Consider the following 21,135-nt stretch of genomic DNA (forward strand, 5'->3'; position numbering starts at 1 on the left):
AACACGGGTTCGAATCCCGTACGGACTATATTTTGAGTAACTTAGGTTACTCTTTTTATTTTGTTTCTTTTTTTTATATGTTATAATAGCTTATAATACTATTTTGAGGTGAATTTATGTCTAAAGTTTTTGTTTTTGGTCATCAAAACCCTGATTCTGATGCAATCGGGTCTTCTTATGGATACGCTTATTTGAAACGTCAACTTTGTGTTGATGCTGAAGCTGTTGCTTTGGGTACTCCTAACGAGGAAACTGCTTTTGTTCTTGATTATTTTGGTGTTGAAGCACCACGAGTGGTTGAATCAGCTCAGTCTGAGGGTGTTAATCAAGTTATTCTTACAGACCATAATGAGTTTCAACAATCTATTTCAGATATTAAGGACGTTGAAGTTATTGAGGTAGTCGACCATCACCGTGTAGCTAACTTTGAAACTGCTAATCCATTAATGATGCGATTAGAACCTGTTGGATCTGCATCTTCAATTGTTTATCGTATGTTTAAAGAAAACAATGTTGAGGTTCCTAAGGAAGTAGCTGGTTTGCTTCTTTCAGGTTTGATTTCAGATACTCTTCTTCTTAAATCTCCAACTACACATGCTTCAGATCCTGCAGTTGCAGCTGAACTTGCAGAAATTGCTGGTGTTAATCTTGAAGAATATGGTCTTGCTATGCTTAAAGCTGGTACTAATCTTTCTTCAAAATCTGCTGAAGAACTCATTGACATTGATGCAAAGACATTTGAATTGAATGGTAATCAAGTTCGTGTTGCACAAGTTAATACAGTTGATATTTCTGATGTTCTTTCTCGTCAAGCGGAAATTGAAGAAGCTATTAATAACTCAATTAAAAACAATGGTTACTCTGACTTTGTCTTAATGATTACTGATATTCTTAATTCTAATTCAGAAATTCTTGCACTTGGTTCAAATACTGATAAGGTTGAAGCTGCTTTCAATTTTGTTTTAGATAATAATCATGCTTTCCTTGAAGGAGCTGTTTCTCGTAAGAAACAGGTAGTTCCTCAGTTGACTGAAAGCTTTAATGCGTAAAATTAGGCCAGTAGGCCTTTTTTTAGTACTCTGATTAATGGTATAATAGTTTTTATGATAATACAATTTAACCCAACTAAACTATGTAAGCAACCTTTTTTTATGAAAATAGTGAATTATCTATATCTTAATCAGCCTGTGACCCTGAGAGCAATAAAAAGGCAGTTTCCTTTTCAAAAGAATATCGATAAATTAATTGAGGAGTTTGTAAAAGCAGGCTATATTGAACGATTCGAGAAACGTTATCGTTTATTAATTAGTCTTGTGTCAGATTCTTCTAAAATTGATTTAGAACAGCATTTTTTTATTGATGATGATTCTACTTGTTATTTTGAACTATTAAATCGTAGATTTGTTACTGAGATAAGTAATTCTACTAATGAAGTTGTTATTGTTGAACAAACGAGTATAACGAGAGACGATCTTACGATTTCAAATTATTTCTATAAATTAAGTGAAAATCTACCATTATCGGAAGAGCAGAATAGATTATATGACATATTAGGGGATGTTAATCCTGAATATTTTTTGAAACATGTTACGACTTTTCTTTTAAAATACGTTAGGAAGGAATATGCACTTCAAAAAAGGAGGAATATTTTTGTTGATGCTTTAGAATTATTAGGGTACCTTGTTCAAGTAGAAGAAGGGCGTTATCTTTTGAATATGGATTTAGATTCCGAGGCATTAGTTTTTAGTGCAAAAAAAGACTAGTTTTATTACTAGTCTTTTTTATGACAACTTTAACGATTCCTTAGTTCAAGATAACGTTTGTACCAGATGTTAACATAAGATTGTGAAAATGGCCCCTTACCATTGTTAATCCAATCTACCAAGATTTTAACATGTTCCTTTAAGATATAGTCAATATCAGGAGAGTAATGCATTTCTTTTTTATGTGTTTCATACTCATCTACATCTAGCAATTTTTTTTCACCATCAGCGAAGACTTTGACATCTAGGTCATAGTCTATATATTTTAGTGCTTCTTGGTCCAAAATATATGGACTAGCTAAATTGCAGTAGTAGGAAATGCCGTTATCCCTAATCATGGCTATAATATTAAACCAGTATTTTTTGTGGAAATAAACAATAGCAGGTTCACGTGTTACCCATCGTCTTCCGTCTGCTTCAGTAACGAGGGTGTGGTCGTTAACGCCAATAACAGCATTCTCAGTTGTCTTTAGTACCATAGTATCGCGCCAAGTACGGTGCAAACTACCATCATGCTTATAACTTTGAATTGTGATAAAGTCGCCTTCTTTTGGTAATTTCATGGCGTCCTCTTTCTACAATAAGGGTTATCCCCTTTATTGTATCATAATTTTTTGAAAAGAGGGGGAATACCTATAAATATTCTCTTAGAGCGGATGCTATCGCATCAAAGTCATAACCTTTTCGGGCTAAAGATTGTGTCAAGCGTTGTTTAAGCTCATAACCATCGTATTTTTTACTAAATTTTTGATATTGCTTATCAATTTCTTTATAAAGGAGGGCTTGTTCATTTTCTTCATCTGCTTCAAGTTCTAGATAATCGATTGCTAGTTTACTTTCTTGGAATGAAAAACCTTTATTGATAAGGCTTTGAGTTAATTTGTCTTTTAGGGTTTTAGATGGTAGTTTTCCCTGATATTTTCGTAACAGTTTTGAAGCTACTCTAATGGCTATTTCTGAGAAATCAAATTGGCTTAAAACATCGTCAATGATTTGTTTGTTACAACCTTTTTGAAGCCATTTTTGCTTCAGCACATAGGCCCCTTTATCACCTGAATTCAGATTTTGTTGAGCTAGACTCTCTAGGAGTTTGTAATCATCAATCCAATGATCTTTTTTTAGATTATCAATAATTTTGGGAATTATATGAGGGTTTATTTCATGTTTAAAAAGGTAATCTTTTACTTCTTTCTCACTACGTTGTTTAAATGAAATAAAATAGAGAGCTAAGTTTTTACCATGCGAGAACTGAGCAAAGGATTTAATATCCTCTAGTTGATCTTTGTCCAGTATCATTTCTTTAGTCAACATGTATTTAACGATGGTATCTTCTGTAACGTAGAGACTCTCTTTTTTGTCTACCTCAAGGAGATAAAGTCTCTTTTTCTTTTCGATTTTTGTGATTTTCATAGTTATTATTATATCAAAATGTTAGAATGGTAGTATGAATTTACAAGTGAAACAGCGTATCCCGCTTAAGATAAAACGCATGGGAATCAATGGCGAAGGCATTGGTTTTTATAAGAAAACTTTAGTTTTTGTACCAGGAGCTTTGAAGGGTGAAGAGGTGTTCTGTCAGGTTGTTTCTGTTAAGAGAAACTTTGTTCAGGCGAAATTATTAAAGATTAATAAACCTTCTAAGTTTCGTGTCGAACCTGCATGTAATATTTATGAAGACTGTGGTGGTTGCCAGTTAATGCATCTTCGTTATGATAAGCAATTAGAGTTTAAAACTGACTTGTTAGGACAAGCCTTGAAGAAGTTTAAACCGGCTAATTTTGAGTCATATGACATTCGTCCAACAATAGGGATGGAGCAACCACAACATTACCGAGCTAAACTACAATTTCAAACCCGTTCTTTTGGTGGCTCAGTTAAGGCTGGCTTATTTGCGGAAGGGAGTCATCGCCTCATTAATATTGATGATTGCCTAGTTCAGGATGAGCTAACTCAAGCCATTATGAATAAGGTGACAAATTTGTTAGATAAATACAAGTTACCAATTTATAATGAGCGCAAAATTGCTGGAATTCGTACTGTTATGATACGACGTGCTTTGGGTTCAAATCAGGTCCAGTTAATTTTTGTAACCTCTAAATCAGTTTCTTTCACAAAATTAGTTAAGGAATTGACGGAAAGTTTTCCAGAAATCGTAACAATTGCTGTCAATTATAATTATTCGAAATCCAGTGAGATTTATGGTCAAGAGACGGAAATTCTTTGGGGACAAGACACTATTCAAGAAGAGGTACTGGACTATAACTTTGCTCTCTCTCCTCGTGCATTTTACCAGTTGAATCCTCAACAAACAGAGGTACTCTATGGTCAGGCCGTTGAAGCTTTAGATGTGGATAAGGCTGAACATCTTATTGATGCTTACTGTGGGGTTGGTACTATTGGACTTGCTTTTGCAAATAAGGTAAAGAGTATTCGAGGTATGGATATTATTCCTGAGGCTATTGAGGATGCTAGGAAGAATGCCAAATCACTTGGACTGGAAAATGCTCACTATGAGGTGGGTAAAGCAGAAGATATCATTCCACGTTGGTACAAGGAAGGTTATCGAGCAGATGCTCTTATTGTGGATCCACCTAGAACTGGTTTAGATGATAAGCTACTTAAAACGATACTGGACTACACTCCTGAAAAAATGGTATATGTTTCATGTAATGTATCTACTTTGGCTAGAGACCTAGTTTCTTTGGCTAAAGTTTATGATGTTAATTATATCCAGTCAGTAGATATGTTTCCTCATACGGCTCGAACAGAAGCAGTTGTGAAGCTAACTAAGAAAATGTGATAAAACCTAACATAAAAAACAAGAAATTTTCAAAATTATTGGAAAATTTCTTTATTTTTCTGAAAAATAGGAGTATAATAGGTTTATCGATTTTTTAAAGGAGGAGCGTATGAAAAAGAGCTTCATTCATCAACAAGAGGAAATTTCTTTTGTGAAGAATACTTTTACACAGTATTTGATTGATAAACTTGACGTCGTTGAAGTGCAAGGGCCTATTTTGAGTAAGGTCGGGGATGGTATGCAGGATAATTTGAGCGGTATTGAGAATCCTGTAACTGTTAATGTGCTTCAGATTCCTGACGCAACATACGAAGTTGTTCACTCATTAGCAAAATGGAAACGCCATACTTTGGCTCGTTTTGGTTTCAATGAAGGTGAAGGGCTCGTGGTTAATATGAAGGCTCTTCGTCCAGATGAAGATTCATTGGATGCAACGCACTCTGTTTACGTTGACCAATGGGACTGGGAAAAAGTTATTCCTGACGGACATCGTAATATCGCTTATTTGAAAGAAACTGTTGAAACCATTTATAAGGTCATTCGTTTGACTGAGCTAGCAGTTGAAGCACGTTACGATATTGAAGCAATTTTACCTAAGAAAATTACCTTCATCCATTCAGAAGAGCTTGTTGAGAAGTACCCTGATTTGACACCAAAAGAGCGTGAAGATGCTATTACCAAGGAATATGGTGCTGTATTCTTGATTGGTATTGGTGGTGTTCTTCCTGATGGCAAACCACATGATGGTCGTGCACCTGACTATGATGACTGGACAACTGAGTCTGAGAATGGTTACCGTGGTTTGAATGGAGATATCTTGGTTTGGAATGAACAATTAGGACATGCTTTTGAATTGTCATCAATGGGTATTCGTGTTGATGAAGATGCCCTTAAACGTCAGGTTGAAATTACTGGCGACCAAGATCGTTTGAAATTGGATTGGCACCAAGCCTTGTTACATGGCCTTTTCCCACTAACAATTGGTGGAGGTATTGGTCAATCACGTATGGCTATGTTCTTGCTTCGTAAGAAACATATTGGTGAGGTTCAAACTTCAGTTTGGCCAGATGCCGTTCGTGAAACTTACGAAAACATCTTGTAAAAAAAAGCACTAACGAAAGTTAGTGTTTTTTGATTTGCAATAGCTATGCATAATTAATTAATGAATTGGCTATTGGAGTAGATGTCATGAGAGCTGGCTTAGTTTTTCTCATAAAGAAAAAACCTATCCCTTTGAGGAGATAGGTTTTTAGATTAGTTGTCACTACGGAAAAAGGCATCGTAAAGAGCTCTGACGGCTGCTTTTTCTTGCTCAGTTTCAATTACGAACATAACAGAAACCTCACTAGAACCTTGAGAAATCATTTCTAGGTTAATATGTTTTTCAGAGAGCGCTTTAGCTGCTGTCGCTGTAACACCGATGTGGTCTTTCATATTTTCACCAACAATCATGAGGATTGAAAGGCCGTGTTCAATTTCAACTTCATCAACACCGAGTTCACGAGTCAAGTATGAAAGGATTTCTTGTTCTTTGATTGGGGTAAGTTCACGTTCTCGAATAATGATTGAAAGATCATCGATTCCAGAAGGCATGTGTTCCCAACGGATGTTTAAATCTTCCAAGATTTGGAGAACCTTACGTCCGAAACCAACTTCACGGTTCATGAGGTATTTGGTCATGTTGATGCTGACGAATTTATCATCACTTGCGATACCCACGACAGGAACTGTTGCACCCTTATGTTCAAGAATAATACGTGTGCCAGGATGGTCTGGATTATTAGTATTTTTAATAACCAATGGAATTTTACCACGATAGGCAGGCAGTAGAGCCTCATCATGAAGAACTGAGAATCCAGCATAAGCCAACTCACGCATTTCTTTATAAGTTAACTCAGGAATAGAATGTGGTTCATGAACGACACCAGGATGGGCTGCGAAAATACCATCTACATCTGTGAAGTTTTCATATAAGTCTGCCTTAACTCCAGCTGCAACGATAGAACCTGTGATATCAGAGCCACCACGTGAGAAAGTACAAATTTGATTATCAGGGGTAACACCAAAGAAACCAGGGATAACAAGAACCTCATCTGATTCACGAAGCTCCTCCAACTTGTCATAAGCTCCTGGAAGGATACGAGCATTCCCAGGTTCACTTGAGACAAAAATACCAGCTTGGCGAGGGTGAACGTAACGTGCTTCAATACCGTTATTACGGAAATATTCAGCGATTAATTTTGCGTTATTATCTTCCCCTGCAGCTAGGAAAGTATCATAAAGGAAATCATTGTCTTCAATCGGAAGAGTGGCAAGATCGTTGATAGATTTAGCAATCTTCGTCATTTCTGTTGATTTGAAGCCTAGCTCATCGACCATAGCTTGGTAGCGGTTAATAATCCATTCTTGGTCAGCTTTGACATCAACACCCTTTGTGTAGTGTTTATAGTATTTAATCAAGGCGTCTGTGACTTTGGTATCTTCATCGTTACGTTTACCTGGGGCAGAGACAACGACAAAGCGACGTTCAGGGTCAGATTTTACAATGTTTAAGACTTTTTCTAATTGTGTGGCCGAAGCAAGTGAGCTTCCACCGAATTTGATGACTTTCATAGTTACTCCAAAAATTTTAAATTACTCTACAATTATAGCAAAATTCTGACAATTTGTCACATTGTTTTTAAAAACGAGTAAGATTTAGTCTGATTATGGTACAATAAGGGAAGAAAAGGAGGATGTCCCGTGGTAGAGGCAATTATTTTTGATATGGATGGTGTCCTTTTTGACACTGAAAAATATTATTATGATCGACGTGCAAATTTCTTAGCTCAAAAGGGAATTTCAATAGACCATTTACCCCCATCTTTCTTTATAGGTGGAAATACCAAGCAAGTTTGGGAAAATATTCTCAGAGATGACTATGATAACTGGGATGTGCCAATTTTACAAGAAGAGTATAATGCTTATAAACAAGACAACCCCTTACCCTATAAAGAATTAATCTTTCCTGATGTTTTGAAAGTCCTGAATGAAGTGAAATCTCGAGGGTTGAAAATAGGTTTGGCTTCTAGCTCAGTGAAGGCAGATATCCTTAGAGCTTTGGAGGAAAACCGTTTGGATTGTTTCTTTGATGTGGTTCTCTCAGGAGAAGAATTTAAAGAGAGTAAACCCAATCCAGAGATTTATCTGACAGCATTGAAGCATTTGAATGTGGAAGCAAATCAGGCTTTGATTATCGAAGATAGCGAAAAGGGGATTGCTGCTGGAGTCGCTGCAGGTGTTGAGGTTTGGGCCATTAAAGATAATCGTTTTGGCATGGATCAAGGTGCAGCCAAAGGCTTGTTGGATAACCTTGTAGATGTTTTAGATTTATTAAAATAGAAGTGACACCGAGTTGTAGAACTCGGTGTTTTGATGTATCAAATTAAAAAACTCTAAGTTTCTGTTGACCTTTAGATGGACTATGGTATACTAGAAAATAACGATGAATGATTTGATAATCAAATTATCTATTCATCAAATAAAATTGTGATAAAAATATAAAGAACATACGTTTTTCATATAGGAACTAGTTATCGGAGGAATGCAAAAATGGCTTACGAAACAATTCTTTATAGTGTTGAAGATGGAGTAGCAACTTTAACACTTAATCGTCCAGAAGTGCAAAATGGGTTTAATATTCCAGTTTGTGATGAGATTATGGCTGCAATTGAGGAAGCTAAACAAGATGCGTCAGTAAAATTCTTGGTAATCAATGCTAATGGGAAAGTCTTTTCTGTTGGTGGTGACCTTGATCAAATGCAAAAAGCGGTTGCTGTAGATGATGTACAGTCTTTGGTTCGTATTGCTGAGCAGGTAAATGAAATTTCTTTTGCTCTTAAAAAATTGCCTAAGCCAGTCATCATGGTAGTTGATGGCCCATGTGCAGGTGCTGCGGCTAACTTAGCTGTTGCAGCTGACTTTACGATTGCATCTGATAAAGCTAAATTCATCCAAGCTTTTGTAGGTGTTGGTTTGGCACCTGACGCTGGAGGTCTCTACCTTTTGACACGTTCAATCGGTATTAACCGTGCGACTCAAATTACCATGACAGGAGAGCCAGTATCAGCTGAAAAAGCTTTGGACTGGGGAATTGCCTACAAAGTTGTTGAATCAGAAAAACTTGAAAAAACTGTGAGTCAATTGATTAAAAAATTGAACCGCTCTTCAGTGAATTCCTTTAAAGCCATTAAAGAAATGGTTTGGGAATCTGAATTTGCAGGATGGGAAAATTACGCTAAGTTGGAACTTGATTTGCAAAAATCTCTTGCCTTCACTGAGGACTTTAAAGAAGGGGTACGTGCTTATAGTGAGCGTCGTCGACCTAAATTCCAAGGGAAATAACCACATTTTCTAAAAGAAAAACTAAAGTTTTTTAATCGGGCTTGCGAATTTAGTTTGAGTCTGATATAATTTGAAAGTCAAAGTTTTATTGAAAGGAGTCTGGTGTGAATTACGACAAAATTGATGGCTATCTTGTTGATATTTTTAATAACGTAGTTATTATCGAAGAAGCAAGTTTAAAGAATTCAAAATTTAACGATGTTTCCCTCAAGGAAATGCATACCATTGATGTGATCGGTACACATCCAGATACGACACCAAGTGCAGTAGCTAAAGAACTCATGCTAACTCTTGGTACTGTAACAACTTCTCTCAATAAACTTGAAAAGAAAGGTTATATTGTCCGTACGCGTTCATCAGTTGACCGTCGTGTGGTCCATCTATCGCTTTCTAAAAAGGGTCGTTTGGTATATCGTCTTCACCGTCGTTTCCATAAATCAATGGTGATGAGGATTACAGAAGGCTTTAACGACGAGGAATTGAAGGTTATGAGCAAGGGATTGGAAAATCTCCACGCCTTTCTTGAGGAGTTGAAATAATGGCATTTGCAAAAATTAGTCAGGTTGCCCATTATGCACCTGCTCAGGTCGTGACCAATGATGACCTATCAAAAATCATGGATACTAGCGATGAGTGGATTCGCTCGCGTACAGGTATTCAGGAACGTCGCATCTCATTGAATGAGAACACGAGTGATTTAGCTACCAATGTTGCTCATCAGCTATTAGAAAAATCAGGATTATCGCCTGAGGAGTTAGACTTTGTTTTAGTTGCAACGATTTCTCCGGATAGCTCTATGCCGTCAGTAGCGGCTCGAGTTCAAGGAGCAATCGGTGCAGTCAATGCTTTTGCTTTTGATATTACTGCAGCATGTAGTGGTTTCGTCTTTGCTCTGGCAACAGCAGAAAAATTGATTAAGTCAGGTGTCTACAAAAAAGGTTTAGTTATTGGTGCTGAAGTCCTTTCTAAAACTTTAGACTGGTCTGACCGTACAACAGCTGTCCTCTTTGGAGATGGTGCTGGCGGAGTCCTTTTGGAAGAAACTGAAGAAGAACATTTCTTCGGAGAATCTTTAAATACCGATGGTAGCAAGGGTGGTCTTGAGTCAGGAGCCTCTGCAGTTATCTCGCCTTATTCAGATGAGTCTGATCAGCCTAATCCTTATATGCAAATGGATGGGAAAGCGATCTTTGATTTTGCCGTTAAGACAGTTTCAAAGAGCATTAAGGCCTTGGTTGAAGAAAAAGGTGAACCTGATTACTTCCTTCTTCATCAAGCTAACATTCGTATTTTGGATATTATGGCTAAGAAAATCGATGTTAGTCGTGATAAATTCTTGGCAAACATGATGTCTTACGGTAATACCAGTGCGGCAAGTATCCCAATTTTGCTTTCTGAAAACGTGGCAAATGGGACCTTAAAATTAGACAGCGGTCAAACAATTCTTTTATCAGGTTTTGGTGGGGGTTTGACATGGGGCAGTCTTATTGTTAAAATCTAGTTATATAAATTATGCACCAGCATAGATTATAAGAAATATATTTATCTTAAAGGAGAAATTAAAATGGCAGTATTTGAAAAAGTACAAGAAATCATCGTTGAAGAACTTGGGAAAGACGCAGAAGAAGTAAAAGTAGAAACTACTTTTGACGAACTTGACGCTGACTCACTTGACGTGTTCCAAGTTATCTCAGAAATCGAAGATGAATTCGATATCCAAATCGAAACTGAAGAAGGTCTTAACACTGTTGGTGACCTTGTTGCTTACGTAGAAGAAAAAACTAAATAAGCAGGGCATAGAGAATATTCTTATTGGGGATATTCTCCTTTGTTTATACAATTACTTTGATTATTAAACTATTTATTTGATTAGAAAATCGAAAAAAGGTGAAAAATGAAATCTCGTATTACAGAACTGTTAGGAATTAAATATCCAATCTTCCAAGGTGGTATGGCTTGGGTTGCTGATGGTGACTTAGCTGGAGCCGTTTCAAATGCTGGTGGACTCGGAATTATTGGTGGTGGTAATGCCCCTAAAGAAGTGGTAAAAGCTAATATTGATAGAGTAAAACAAATCACTGACAAACCATTCGGTGTTAATATCATGCTTTTGTCACCATTTGCAGATGACATCGTCGACCTCGTTATCGAAGAGGGCGTTAAGGTTGTTACAACAGGTGCCGGAAATCCAGGTAAATATATGGAGCGTTTCCACGAAGCTGGAATCACAGTAATCCCAGTTATTCCATCGGTAGCACTTGCTAAACGTATGGAAAAACTTGGAGCGGATGCTGTTGTCGCAGAAGGTATGGAAGCTGGTGGTCACATCGGTAAATTGACAACTATGGCTCTTGTTCGCCAGGTTGCGGATGCGGTATCTATCCCAGTTATTGGTGCTGGTGGTGTTGCTGATGGACGTGGTATGGCTGCTGTTCTTATGCTTGGAGCAGAAGCTGTTCAGGTTGGTACGCGTTTCGCTGTTGCTAAGGAATCTAATGCACACCAAAACTTCAAAGATAAGATTTTGAAGGCTAAAGATATTGATACTGTTATTTCAGCCTCAGTTGTTGGACACCCAGTTCGTGCGATTAAGAATAAATTGGCTACAGAATATAACCAAGCTGAAAAAGATTTCTTGGCTGGTAAGAAGACTCAAGAGGAAATTGAAGAGCTTGGTGCAGGTGCCCTTCGTAACGCTGTTGTTGATGGAGATGTGGAATATGGTTCAGTTATGGCTGGACAAATTGCAGGTCTTGTTCGTAAAGAAGAAACATGTGCAGAAATCTTGGAAGACCTTTACACAGGTGCTGCCAAGGTGATTAAAGAAGAAGCTGCTCGTTGGGCAGATGTAAACGTCTAAAAACGTCGAAAGGATTAGGATAGTGACAAAACGTGCGTTCTTATTTGCTGGTCAAGGGGCTCAGAAATTGGGCATGGCGAGCGATTTGTATGCGACTTATCCCGTTGTCAAAGAGACATTTGATACGGCTAGTCGTATTCTAGGTTATGATTTGCGTGAATTGATTGATTCTAACGAAGAAAAACTTAATCAGACACGCTACACTCAACCAGCTATTTTGACAACGTCAGTAGCCATTTATCGCCTTTTGGCAGAAAATGGTATCACTCCTGATATTGTTGCCGGTCTCTCTTTGGGTGAATATTCTGCCCTAGTTGCGGCTGGAGCACTCTCATTTGAGGATGCGGTAGCCTTGGTTGCTAAACGTGGAGAATTCATGGAAACAGCGGCTCCTGCTGGAAGTGGGAAAATGGTTGCAGTCATGAATATAGATCCAAGTTTGATTGAAGAAATCTGTCAAAAAGCATCTGAAAAGGGTGTGGTAACGCCTGCTAACTACAATACACCAGCACAAATTGTTATTGGTGGTGAAGTTGAGGCTGTTGATTATGCTGTGGAATTGCTAAAAGAAGCTGGTGCTAAACGTCTGATTCCTCTTAATGTTTCAGGGCCCTTCCATACAGCTTTACTTGAATCAGCTAGTCAAAAATTGGCAGCAGAACTTGAGAAAGTGTCATTCAATGACTTTACGCTTCCTTTAGTAGGTAATACTGAGGCTCAAATCATGAAGTCAGAAGACGTCAAAGCACTTTTGGCTCGTCAGGTGATGGAACCTGTACGTTTTTATGATTCGATTGCCACTATCCAAGAATTTGGTGTAGATGAAGTGATTGAGATTGGTCCAGGAAAAGTCTTGTCAGGTTTCTTGAAGAAAATTGATAAAACCCTACCAACTCAAAATGTTGAAAATCAAGCTAGTCTTGCTGCCCTTCTTAATGCTTAAAACGAGGTAAACATGGAACTTAAGAATAAAAATGTTTTTGTAACAGGTTCAACACGTGGAATTGGATTAGCTGTGGCACACAAATTTGCTAGTCTTGGTGCCAACGTTGTCCTTAATGGACGTTCTGAGATCTCTGAGGACTTGCTTGCACAGTTTGCAGATTATGGTGTAACTGTTGTTGGTATCTCAGGTGATATTTCTAATGGCGAAGATGCTAAACGTATGGTAGCTGAAGCTATTGAAAAGCTTGGTAGTGTTGACGTGCTAGTTAATAATGCTGGTATTACTAACGATAAGTTGATGTTGAAGATGACTGAAGAAGATTTTGAACGTGTCTTGAAAATCAACTTGACTGGTGCCTTCAATATGACACAAGCTGTCTTGAAACCAATGTCTAAGGCGCGTCAAGGTGCCATCATCAATATGTCATCTGTTGTAGGTCTTATGGGGAATATTGGTCAAGCTAACTATGCGGCTTCAAAAGCTGGTTTGATTGGCTTCACTAAATCAGTAGCGCGTGAAGTTGCGGCCCGTGGTGTCCGTGTCAATGCTATCGCTCCTGGTTTCATTGAATCAGATATGACTGACGCTATTCCTGAGAAAATGAAAGATGCTATGATTGCTCAAGTACCAATGAAACGTATTGGACAAGCAGAAGAAGTGGCTGAAGTTGCAGCATTCTTGGCTAGTCAAGAATATCTCACAGGTCAAACCATCGCTATTGATGGTGGTATGACCATGCAATAATTGATTTTCAATATCAAAAAAACATTTACTAGAATATCCATCCGACAAAAGGAGAATATATATGTCTACAAATCGTGTTGTTGTTACAGGTTACGGCGTAACCTCACCAATCGGTAATACACCAGAAGAATTTTGGAACAGTCTTCATGACGGTAAAATTGGTATCAAGCCAATTACTAAGTTTGATGCTTCTGAAATTCCAGTCTTTAACGCTGGTGAAATCCAAGATTTCCCGTTCGATAAATACTTTGTGAAAAAAGATACTAACCGTATGGACACTTACTCACTTTATGCGATTTATGCTGCTATGGAAGCTCTTGAAAATTCAGGACTTAACATGGAAGAAGAAGATCGTGATCGTGTTGGTGTTATCGTGTCATCTGGTATCGGTGGTCTCCAAGAACTTGAAGATCAAATCATTCGTATGCACGAACGTGGTATGAAACGTATCAAACCAATGTTTATCCCTAAAGCACTCTCAAACATGGGTGCTGGTAACATTGCTCTTAAAATTGGTGCTCAAGGGGTATGTAAATCAGTGACGACTGCTTGTGCCTCTGCCAATGATGCAATCGGTGAGGCCTTCCGTGAAATTAAATTCGGTTTGCATGATGTTGTCTTGGCTGGTGGTGCTGAAGCTTCAATCACTAAGATTGGTATCGGTGGTTTCAATGCTCTTACAGCACTTTCAACAACAGAGGATCCAGAACGTTCATCAATTCCATTTGATAAAGACCGTAATGGTTTTGTTATGGGTGAAGGTGCAGGGGTTCTCGTTATCGAAAGCTTGGAACATGCTCAAAAACGTGGTGCTAACATCTTGGCTGAGATTGTTGGTTACGGATCAAACTGTGATGCCTACCACATGACAACACCAACTCCAGACGGTTCTGGTGCTGCTAAAGCAATTAAATTGGCTATCAATGAAGCTGGTATCAAACCTGAAGATGTTGATTATGTTAATGCTCACGGGACATCAACACCTGCCAATGAAAAAGGTGAAAGTGGTGCCATTGTTTCTGTACTTGGTAAAGATGTTCCAGTTTCATCTACTAAATCATTTACAGGTCACTTGCTAGGTGCTGCTGGTGCGGTTGAGGCTATTGCAACAATCGAAGCTATTCGTCATAGCTATGTACCGAAAACTGCTGGTACAAAAGAATTGTCTGACTACATCGAAGCTAATGTTGTTTATGGTGAAGGTCAAGAAGCTGATATTGAGTACGCAATTTCAAATACTTTCGGTTTTGGTGGACACAATGCTGTTCTTGCCTTTAAACGTTGGGAGGCTTAATTCATGAATATTTCTGAAATCAAAGATTTGTTGGCTCAATTTGATGCATCAACTTTGCGTGAATTTTCATACAAAAACAATGGTGAAGAATTGAACTTGAGCAAAAATCAAACAAGTTCAGTAACAGCTGCCCCAGTAGCTCCTACAGTTGAAGTAGTTGCGCCAGCTCCTCAGGCTCCGGTTGCTCCAGTAGCAGCACCTGCTGCTGTTGAAACTCCAGCAACACCAGTTGAAGAAGCTTCTGCACCAGCTCAAGCTGCTGAAGGAGAAGTGGTTGAAAGTCCACTTGTCGGTGTGGCTTACTTGTCTCCATCACCTGAAAAACCAGCCTTTGTTTCTGTTGGAGACACTGTTAAGAAAGGTCAAACTCTTCTTATCGTTGAAGCGATGAAGGTTATGAATGAAGTGCCAGCACCTAAAGATGGTGTTATTACTGAAATCTTGGTAGCAAATGAAGAAGTTGTTGACTACGGAAAAGGATTGGTACGCATCAAATGACAATTGATATTAATGCTATTCGTGAAGCTTTACCACACCGTTATCCAATGCTTTTGGTTGACCGTGTGCTAGAAGTTTCAGAAGACGAAATCACAGCTATTAAAAATGTAACGATCAATGAACCTTTCTTTAATGGACATTTTCCTCAATACCCAGTTATGCCTGGCGTTCTTATCATGGAAGCTCTTGCGCAAACAGCTGGTGTTCTTGAATTGTCTAAACCTGAAAACAAAGGCAAATTAGTCTTTTACGCAGGTATGGATAAGGTTAAATTTAAAAAACAAGTGGTTCCAGGTGACCAACTTGTTATGACAGCTAAGTTTGTTAAACGTCGTGGAACAATTGCTGTTGTTGAAGCTAAGGCTGAAGTCGATGGTAAACTTGCTGCATCAGGTACTTTGACTTTTGCTATTGGAAGCTAATGTTTTGTGAAAATCCTTCTGGCGACAGTCGGAAAGGATTTTTCTTTAGACATTGGTCTATCACATAGAAAGGAAATCAACACAGACTATCAAAAAATGTCTGATGTTATCTTGTTTTATGTTTAAAAAATTATTGATTGCCAATCGTGGTGAAATTGCAGTGCGTATTATCCGTGCAGCGCGTGAATTGGGTATCCAAACGGTTGCTATTTATTCTGAAGCAGATAAGGATTCTCTCCATACTATGCTTGCTGATGAAGCTATTTGTATCGGGCCTGCAAAATCAACGGATTCTTATTTGAATATGAATCGTGTCCTATCAGCTGCTATTGTGACTGAGGCTCAAGCTATTCATCCAGGGTTTGGTTTCTTGAGTGAAAACTCTAAATTTGCCACTCTCTGTGAAGAAATGAACATCAAGTTTATTGGTCCTTCAGGCGAAGTCATGGACAAGATGGGTGACAAAATCAATGCCCGTGCTGAAATGATTAAGGCTAATGTCCCTGTAATTCCTGGTTCAGATGGTGAAGTCTTTACAGCTGAGGAGGCTTTGGAAGTTGCCAACCGTCTTGGTTACCCAGTGATGCTTAAGGCTTCTGCTGGTGGTGGCGGTAAGGGGATTCGTAAGGTTAACACTGAAGAAGAGTTAGCTCCCGCTTTCGAATCTGCGTCACAAGAAGCTAAAGCAGCCTTTGGTAATGGGGCGATGTATATTGAAAAAGTTATTTACCCAGCTCGTCATATCGAGGTTCAAATTTTGGGAGATAGCTACGGTAACATTGTTCACCTAGGTGAGCGTGATTGCTCTCTTCAACGTAATAACCAAAAGGTCTTGGAAGAATCACCTTCAGTTGCTATTGGTAAGACTCTTCGTCACGAAATTGGTTCAGCGGCCGTCCGTGCTGCTAAGGCTGTTAATTATGAAAATGCGGGTACTATTGAGTTTCTTCTTGATGAAAAAACAGGTCAGTTCTATTTCATGGAAATGAATACCCGTGTTCAGGTTGAGCACCCAGTTACAGAATTTGTAAGTGGTGTGGATATTGTTAAAGAACAAATCCGTATTGCCGCAGGTGAAAAACTCTCTGTGACCCAAGATGATATTGAAATCAAGGGACATGCTATTGAGTGTCGTATCAATGCAGAAAATCCTAAGTTCAACTTTGCACCTAGTCCAGGGAAAATTAGCAACCTCTACCTACCTAGTGGTGGCGTTGGTCTCCGTGTAGACAGTGCAGTTTATCCTGGCTATACTATTCCACCTTACTATGATTCAATGATTGCCAAAATCATTGTTCATGGAGAGAATCGATTTGAGGCACTCATGAAGATGCAACGTGCTCTTTATGAGCTAGAAATCGATGGTGTTGTGACTAATGCTGACTTCCAGTTGGATTTGATTTCAGATCGTAGCGTTATCGCTGGGGATTATGATACTTCCTTCTTGATGGAGACTTTCCTACCAGATTATCAGAATCGTGAGGAATAAAGTTTATGGGATTATTTGATCGAAAAGAAAAGTATATCCGTATCAATCCTAACCGTTCTGTACGTAATGGGATTGATCACCAAGTGCCAGAAGTTCCAGATGAACTTTTTGCCAAATGTCCTGGTTGTAAACAAGCTATTTATCAAAAGGACTTGGGACAAGCTAAAATTTGTCCAAATTGTTCTTATACCTTCCGTATTTCAGCTAAAGAACGTCTCGATTTAACGGTTGATGAGGGGTCATTCCAAGAACTTTTTACTGGTATTAAAACTGAAAATCCATTGAATTTCCCAGGTTATATGGAGAAATTAGCAGCGACTAAGGAAAAAACGGGTCTTGATGAAGCTGTTGTAACTGGTGTTGCAAGTATCAAGGGGCAAAAAACAGCCTTGGCCATTATGGATTCTAACTTTATCATGGCTTCAATGGGAACTGTTGTTGGTGAGAAAATCACCAAACTCTTTGAACATGCGATTGAGGAAAAACTTCCAGTTGTTATTTTTACAGCATCTGGTGGTGCCCGTATGCAAGAAGGAATCATGAGTTTGATGCAGATGGCCAAGATTTCAGCCGCTGTAAAACGTCATTCGAATGCTGGCTTGTTGTATTTGACTGTATTGACAGATCCAACAACTGGTGGAGTTACAGCAAGTTTCGCCATGGAAGGCGATATCATCTTAGCTGAGCCACAAACCTTGATTGGTTTCGCAGGTCGTCGTGTTATTGAAAACACAGTTCGCGAAACTTTGCCAGATGATTTCCAAAAGGCTGAGTTCCTTCAAGAACATGGTTTTGTTGATGCCATTGTTAAACGTACAGAGTTGGCTGATACCATTGCCACACTCTTATCATTCCATGGAGGTGTTCAATGAGCGACGTAGCACGTATTTTAAAAGAAGCGCGTGACCAAGGCCGTTTAACTGCTTTGGACTTTGCCCAAGGAATCTTCGATGACTTTATCGAACTTCATGGCGACCGTAATTTCCGTGACGATGGTGCCATTATTGGTGGTATTGGTCGTTTAAATGGCCAAGCGGTTACTGTAGTGGGTATCCAAAAAGGTAGAAACCTACAAGATAACCTTAACCGTAACTTTGGGCAACCTCATCCAGAGGGCTATCGTAAGGCTCTTCGCCTCATGAAACAGGCTGAAAAGTTTGGACGTCCAGTTGTTACCTTTATCAATACTGCAGGTGCTTATCCTGGTGTTGGAGCAGAGGAACGTGGACAAGGTGAGGCAATTGCGCGTAACCTTATGGAAATGAGTGATCTTAAGGTGCCAATTATTGCCATCATCATTGGTGAAGGTGGTTCGGGAGGAGCTCTTGCCTTGGCGGTAGCCGATAAGGTTTGGATGCTTGAAAATACCATCTACTCTATCTTGAGTCCGGAAGGGTTTGCGACTATTCTCTGGAAAGATGGCTCACGTTCAGAAGAGGCAGCAGAGTTGATGAAGATTACATCAGGCGAGTTGCTTAATATGGGAATCGTTGATAAGGTGATTCCAGAACGTGGTTACTTTACAAGTGAAATTATTGAAGCAATTAAGACAGCAATTGTAGATGAGTTGGCAGAATTAAGCCAATTATCAACAGAGGACTTGCTTGAAGCGCGTTATCAACGTTTTAGAAAATACTAAAAAACATTGGGATATATCCCAATGTTTTTTAAACGGTATGACGTTCGAAGGCTTGGTCTGAGATACCTTGTTCGAGGATAAGTTTAGCCCATTCCTTAGCTGAATGAAGACTGTGATCCTTGTAGTTACCACAAGATTCAATGGTAGTTCCTGGAACATCTTCCCATGTAATCTCGTTAGCAATAGCTTCAAGACTAGATTTGATAACTTTAGCAATTTCTGTAGGATCTTGTTTACCCCACATAATCATATGGAAGCCTGTACGGCAACCAAATGGTGAGCAATCAATAAGTCCATCGATACGTTGACGGATCAGTTTAGCGAGTAGGTGTTCGATAGTGTGAAGACCACCTGTGTCAATACTATTTTCATTAGGTTGAATCAAACGGATATCAAAGTTTGTAATGATATCTCCTTTAGGTCCAACTTCCTCTGAAATAAGACGCACATAAGGTGCTTTTACAATGGTGTGATCAAGTTCAAAACTTTCAACAGTAACGTCTTTTGGCATGGTAATACCTCCCTATTCTAATAGAGTTATGATACCATAAAATCAGTTTAAAGTTCTAGTATATATTTGAGAAATCGCTATAAATATGATACACTAGAAGACGGTTTTCTTTAGGGAAACCTTAGAAAAGTTGAGGTAAAGACATGATAAACATGATAATTTTAGTTGTCTTTGCACTCATTGGTTTAGTCGTTGGATATTTAGCAATTTCTATTAAACTTAGCAAAGCTAAGGAACAAGCAGAAACTACCTTGCTAAAGGCAGAACAAGACGCTGTGAACCTTCGTAGTCAGGCAGAGCATGATGCAGATCATCTGCGTGTGACTGCTGAACGCGAGAGTAAGGCTCAACGTAAAGAGTTCTTGTTAGAAGCAAAAGAGGAAGCTAGAAAATATCGAGAAGATATTGAAAAAGAATTCAAATCTGAACGTCAAGAGCTTAAACAGATGGAAAATCGTTTGACAGAACGTGCCACTAGCCTTGATCGTAAGGATGAAAATCTATCAAGTAAAGAACTTGCCCTCGAGAAGAAAGAGCAGAGTCTTGCTGACAAATCTAAACATCTTAATGAGCGTGAAGAGAATGTGACTCAGTTGGAGGCTGAGAAGCAGGCTGAACTTGAACGTGTTGGTCAAATGACCATTGCAGAAGCGCGTGAGGTAATCTTAACGGAGACTGAGAATAATCTGACTCATGAGATTGCAACACGTATCAAAGATGCAGAAGCACAGGTTAAAGATACTGTTGATAAGAAAGCCAAAAACGTGTTGGCGCAAGCTATGCAACGCTTGGCTGGAGATTATGTTACTGAACAAACAGTAACTACTGTTCACCTTCCAGATGACAATATGAAAGGTCGTATCATTGGACGTGAGGGGCGTAACATCCGTACGCTTGAAAGTCTAACAGGTATTGACGTTATTATTGACGATACTCCAGAAGTGGTTGTCCTTTCTGGTTTCGATCCCGTTCGTCGTGAAATTGCACGTATGACTCTCGAAGCCTTGATTAAGGATGGACGCATCCATCCAGCTCGTATTGAAGAGTTGGTTGAGAAGAGCCGTCAGGAAATGGATAACCGTATCCGTGAATATGGTGAAGAGGCAGCCTACGAAATTGGCGCTATGAATCTTCACCCTGATTTGATCAAGATTATGGGACGCTTGCAGTTCCGTACGTCGTATGGTCAAAACGTACTTCGTCACTCAGTTGAAGTTGGTAAACTAGCAGGTATCATGGCTGGTGAATTGGGTGAGAATGTTGCCCTCGCTCGTCGTGCTGGTTTCCTTCACGATATGGGGAAAGCCATTGACAAAGAAGTCGAAGGTAGTCACGTAGAGATTGGTGCTGAGTTTGCACGTAAGTACAAAGAACATCCAGTTGTGGTTAACGCTATTGCCAGCCACCATGGCGATGTAGAACCTGAGAGCGTCATTGCAGTTATTGTAGCTGCAGCAGATGCTTTGAGTTCGGCTCGTCCAGGGGCTCGTAATGAATCTGTTGAGAATTACGTCAAACGCCTTCGTGATTTGGAAGAAATTGCATCAAGCTTTGACGGTGTTCAAACAAGCTTCGCCCTTCAAGCTGGTCGTGAGATTCGTATTATGGTTCATCCAAACAAAATCTCAGATGATGAAGTTACAATCTTGTCTCACAAGGTACGTGAACAAATCGAGAAGAACTTGGATTACCCAGGAAATATTAAGGTTACAGTCATTCGTGAATTCCGTGCAGTTGACTATGCCAAATAAGATAAGAGAGCCGCAAGGCTTTTTTATTTTGCACT

Annotated in this window: 23 protein-coding genes; 19 read left to right on the forward strand and 4 right to left on the reverse strand. The window is 39.0% G+C overall.

Annotation, left to right across the window (positions count from 1 at the left end; all coding sequences use genetic code 11):
• Positions 1-116 precede the first annotated feature (116 nt).
• Positions 117-1,049, forward strand: a complete 933-nt coding sequence (locus HMPREF2697_RS09440) for a manganese-dependent inorganic pyrophosphatase (protein WP_070850508.1) — start codon at positions 117-119, stop codon at positions 1,047-1,049.
• 54 nt (positions 1,050-1,103) lie between these two features.
• Positions 1,104-1,763, forward strand: coding sequence for a DUF1803 domain-containing protein (locus HMPREF2697_RS09445; RefSeq protein WP_002886642.1), 660 nt, complete (start codon positions 1,104-1,106; stop codon positions 1,761-1,763).
• Positions 1,764-1,792: 29 nt separating this feature from the next.
• Here the strand turns inward: HMPREF2697_RS09445 and HMPREF2697_RS09450 are convergent, their stop codons facing one another.
• Together HMPREF2697_RS09450 and recX are read right to left on the reverse strand one after the other, a co-directional pair.
• Entirely contained in the window at positions 1,793-2,326 is a 534-nt protein-coding gene (locus HMPREF2697_RS09450) for a nucleoside tri-diphosphate phosphatase (protein ID WP_002886644.1), read from the reverse strand.
• Between the two features lie 70 nt (positions 2,327-2,396).
• Positions 2,397-3,173 carry a recombination regulator RecX gene (gene recX / locus HMPREF2697_RS09455; RefSeq protein ID WP_070850510.1) on the reverse strand — a complete coding sequence of 259 codons (777 nt, stop codon included), beginning with the start codon at positions 3,171-3,173 and terminating at the stop codon, positions 2,397-2,399.
• Positions 3,174-3,207: 34 nt separating this feature from the next.
• On the opposite strand from recX, the gene rlmD reads away from it, so the two are divergent.
• Both rlmD and asnA read left to right on the forward strand, forming a co-directional pair.
• Complete coding sequence (gene rlmD, locus HMPREF2697_RS09460; RefSeq protein ID WP_070850512.1) at positions 3,208-4,563, forward strand: 23S rRNA (uracil(1939)-C(5))-methyltransferase RlmD; 1,356 nt, start codon at positions 3,208-3,210, stop codon at positions 4,561-4,563.
• Between the two features lie 109 nt (positions 4,564-4,672).
• Entirely contained in the window at positions 4,673-5,665 is a 993-nt protein-coding gene (gene asnA / locus HMPREF2697_RS09465) for an aspartate--ammonia ligase (protein ID WP_004181885.1), read from the forward strand.
• A 152-nt stretch (positions 5,666-5,817) separates the two neighbouring features.
• Here asnA and HMPREF2697_RS09470 read toward each other — a convergent pair whose 3' ends face one another.
• Positions 5,818-7,176 carry an aspartate kinase gene (locus tag HMPREF2697_RS09470; protein WP_045772151.1) on the reverse strand — a complete coding sequence of 453 codons (1,359 nt, stop codon included), beginning with the start codon at positions 7,174-7,176 and terminating at the stop codon, positions 5,818-5,820.
• Positions 7,177-7,305: 129 nt separating this feature from the next.
• On the opposite strand from HMPREF2697_RS09470, the gene HMPREF2697_RS09475 reads away from it, so the two are divergent.
• From HMPREF2697_RS09475 to HMPREF2697_RS09540, 14 genes are all read left to right on the forward strand, one after another.
• Positions 7,306-7,944, forward strand: coding sequence for an HAD family hydrolase (locus HMPREF2697_RS09475; RefSeq protein WP_070850514.1), 639 nt, complete (start codon positions 7,306-7,308; stop codon positions 7,942-7,944).
• 210 nt (positions 7,945-8,154) lie between these two features.
• On the forward strand, positions 8,155-8,946 hold the full coding sequence (locus tag HMPREF2697_RS09480) for an enoyl-CoA hydratase (RefSeq protein ID WP_013990100.1): 792 nt from the start codon (positions 8,155-8,157) through the stop codon (positions 8,944-8,946).
• Positions 8,947-9,050: 104 nt separating this feature from the next.
• Positions 9,051-9,485 (forward strand): fatty acid biosynthesis transcriptional regulator FabT, encoded by a 435-nt coding sequence (locus tag HMPREF2697_RS09485; RefSeq protein ID WP_002885562.1) that lies wholly within the window; start codon positions 9,051-9,053, stop codon positions 9,483-9,485.
• On the forward strand, positions 9,485-10,447 hold the full coding sequence (locus HMPREF2697_RS09490) for a beta-ketoacyl-ACP synthase III (protein WP_037612035.1): 963 nt from the start codon (positions 9,485-9,487) through the stop codon (positions 10,445-10,447). The genes HMPREF2697_RS09485 and HMPREF2697_RS09490 overlap by 1 nt, the downstream gene beginning before the upstream one ends.
• A gap of 63 nt (positions 10,448-10,510) precedes the next feature.
• Positions 10,511-10,735, forward strand: a complete 225-nt coding sequence (locus HMPREF2697_RS09495) for an acyl carrier protein (RefSeq protein WP_002885495.1) — start codon at positions 10,511-10,513, stop codon at positions 10,733-10,735.
• Positions 10,736-10,840: 105 nt separating this feature from the next.
• A complete protein-coding gene (gene fabK / locus HMPREF2697_RS09500) occupies positions 10,841-11,806 on the forward strand; it encodes an enoyl-[acyl-carrier-protein] reductase FabK (RefSeq protein ID WP_002886654.1) in 966 nt (321 codons plus the stop codon).
• A gap of 22 nt (positions 11,807-11,828) precedes the next feature.
• A complete protein-coding gene (gene fabD, locus HMPREF2697_RS09505) occupies positions 11,829-12,749 on the forward strand; it encodes an ACP S-malonyltransferase (protein ID WP_045772153.1) in 921 nt (306 codons plus the stop codon).
• A 12-nt stretch (positions 12,750-12,761) separates the two neighbouring features.
• Positions 12,762-13,496, forward strand: a complete 735-nt coding sequence (gene fabG / locus HMPREF2697_RS09510) for a 3-oxoacyl-[acyl-carrier-protein] reductase (RefSeq protein WP_002885572.1) — start codon at positions 12,762-12,764, stop codon at positions 13,494-13,496.
• Positions 13,497-13,557: 61 nt separating this feature from the next.
• Positions 13,558-14,790, forward strand: a complete 1,233-nt coding sequence (gene fabF, locus HMPREF2697_RS09515) for a beta-ketoacyl-ACP synthase II (RefSeq protein ID WP_002885574.1) — start codon at positions 13,558-13,560, stop codon at positions 14,788-14,790.
• A 3-nt stretch (positions 14,791-14,793) separates the two neighbouring features.
• Positions 14,794-15,288, forward strand: coding sequence for an acetyl-CoA carboxylase biotin carboxyl carrier protein (gene accB, locus HMPREF2697_RS09520; RefSeq protein ID WP_002885548.1), 495 nt, complete (start codon positions 14,794-14,796; stop codon positions 15,286-15,288).
• Positions 15,285-15,710 carry a 3-hydroxyacyl-ACP dehydratase FabZ gene (gene fabZ, locus HMPREF2697_RS09525; protein WP_002885470.1) on the forward strand — a complete coding sequence of 142 codons (426 nt, stop codon included), beginning with the start codon at positions 15,285-15,287 and terminating at the stop codon, positions 15,708-15,710. Before accB ends, fabZ begins: the two co-directional genes overlap by 4 nt.
• 118 nt (positions 15,711-15,828) lie before the next feature.
• Positions 15,829-17,199, forward strand: a complete 1,371-nt coding sequence (locus HMPREF2697_RS09530; protein ID WP_002885488.1) for an acetyl-CoA carboxylase biotin carboxylase subunit — start codon at positions 15,829-15,831, stop codon at positions 17,197-17,199.
• A 5-nt stretch (positions 17,200-17,204) separates the two neighbouring features.
• A complete protein-coding gene (gene accD, locus HMPREF2697_RS09535; protein ID WP_045769285.1) occupies positions 17,205-18,071 on the forward strand; it encodes an acetyl-CoA carboxylase, carboxyltransferase subunit beta in 867 nt (288 codons plus the stop codon).
• Positions 18,068-18,838, forward strand: coding sequence for an acetyl-CoA carboxylase carboxyl transferase subunit alpha (locus HMPREF2697_RS09540; RefSeq protein WP_002886662.1), 771 nt, complete (start codon positions 18,068-18,070; stop codon positions 18,836-18,838). The genes accD and HMPREF2697_RS09540 overlap by 4 nt, the downstream gene beginning before the upstream one ends.
• Positions 18,839-18,866: 28 nt before the next feature.
• Here the strand turns inward: HMPREF2697_RS09540 and HMPREF2697_RS09545 are convergent, their stop codons facing one another.
• Positions 18,867-19,349, reverse strand: a complete 483-nt coding sequence (locus tag HMPREF2697_RS09545) for an S-ribosylhomocysteine lyase (protein ID WP_002885585.1) — start codon at positions 19,347-19,349, stop codon at positions 18,867-18,869.
• A 143-nt stretch (positions 19,350-19,492) separates the two neighbouring features.
• Between HMPREF2697_RS09545 and HMPREF2697_RS09550 the strand changes: the two genes are divergently transcribed.
• Positions 19,493-21,100, forward strand: coding sequence for a ribonuclease Y (locus tag HMPREF2697_RS09550; RefSeq protein ID WP_002885478.1), 1,608 nt, complete (start codon positions 19,493-19,495; stop codon positions 21,098-21,100).
• Positions 21,101-21,135 lie beyond the last annotated feature (35 nt).

This window comes from Streptococcus sp. HMSC064D12 (assembly GCF_001837205.1).
Taxonomy (GTDB): Bacteria; Bacillota; Bacilli; order Lactobacillales; family Streptococcaceae; genus Streptococcus; species Streptococcus salivarius_D.

Bases quoted from the DNA above. Each gene is read 5' to 3' on its own strand.
- HMPREF2697_RS09495 (WP_002885495.1), top strand. From the start codon at position 10,511: ATGGCAGTATTTGAAAAAGTACAAGAAATCATCGTTGAAGAACTTGGG.
- HMPREF2697_RS09530 (WP_002885488.1), top strand. From the start codon at position 15,829: ATGTTTAAAAAATTATTGATTGCCAATCGTGGTGAAATTGCAGTGCGT.
- HMPREF2697_RS09470 (WP_045772151.1), bottom strand. From the start codon at position 7,176: ATGAAAGTCATCAAATTCGGTGGAAGCTCACTTGCTTCGGCCACACAA.
- HMPREF2697_RS09445 (WP_002886642.1), top strand. From the start codon at position 1,104: ATGATAATACAATTTAACCCAACTAAACTATGTAAGCAACCTTTTTTT.
- accD (WP_045769285.1), top strand. From the start codon at position 17,205: ATGGGATTATTTGATCGAAAAGAAAAGTATATCCGTATCAATCCTAAC.
- accB (WP_002885548.1), top strand. From the start codon at position 14,794: ATGAATATTTCTGAAATCAAAGATTTGTTGGCTCAATTTGATGCATCA.
- HMPREF2697_RS09480 (WP_013990100.1), top strand. From the start codon at position 8,155: ATGGCTTACGAAACAATTCTTTATAGTGTTGAAGATGGAGTAGCAACT.
- HMPREF2697_RS09490 (WP_037612035.1), top strand. From the start codon at position 9,485: ATGGCATTTGCAAAAATTAGTCAGGTTGCCCATTATGCACCTGCTCAG.
- HMPREF2697_RS09440 (WP_070850508.1), top strand. From the start codon at position 117: ATGTCTAAAGTTTTTGTTTTTGGTCATCAAAACCCTGATTCTGATGCA.
- rlmD (WP_070850512.1), top strand. From the start codon at position 3,208: ATGAATTTACAAGTGAAACAGCGTATCCCGCTTAAGATAAAACGCATG.
- fabG (WP_002885572.1), top strand. From the start codon at position 12,762: ATGGAACTTAAGAATAAAAATGTTTTTGTAACAGGTTCAACACGTGGA.
- HMPREF2697_RS09540 (WP_002886662.1), top strand. From the start codon at position 18,068: ATGAGCGACGTAGCACGTATTTTAAAAGAAGCGCGTGACCAAGGCCGT.
- fabK (WP_002886654.1), top strand. From the start codon at position 10,841: ATGAAATCTCGTATTACAGAACTGTTAGGAATTAAATATCCAATCTTC.
- fabZ (WP_002885470.1), top strand. From the start codon at position 15,285: ATGACAATTGATATTAATGCTATTCGTGAAGCTTTACCACACCGTTAT.
- fabF (WP_002885574.1), top strand. From the start codon at position 13,558: ATGTCTACAAATCGTGTTGTTGTTACAGGTTACGGCGTAACCTCACCA.
- recX (WP_070850510.1), bottom strand. From the start codon at position 3,173: ATGAAAATCACAAAAATCGAAAAGAAAAAGAGACTTTATCTCCTTGAG.
- asnA (WP_004181885.1), top strand. From the start codon at position 4,673: ATGAAAAAGAGCTTCATTCATCAACAAGAGGAAATTTCTTTTGTGAAG.
- HMPREF2697_RS09450 (WP_002886644.1), bottom strand. From the start codon at position 2,326: ATGAAATTACCAAAAGAAGGCGACTTTATCACAATTCAAAGTTATAAG.
- HMPREF2697_RS09550 (WP_002885478.1), top strand. From the start codon at position 19,493: ATGATAAACATGATAATTTTAGTTGTCTTTGCACTCATTGGTTTAGTC.
- HMPREF2697_RS09545 (WP_002885585.1), bottom strand. From the start codon at position 19,349: ATGCCAAAAGACGTTACTGTTGAAAGTTTTGAACTTGATCACACCATT.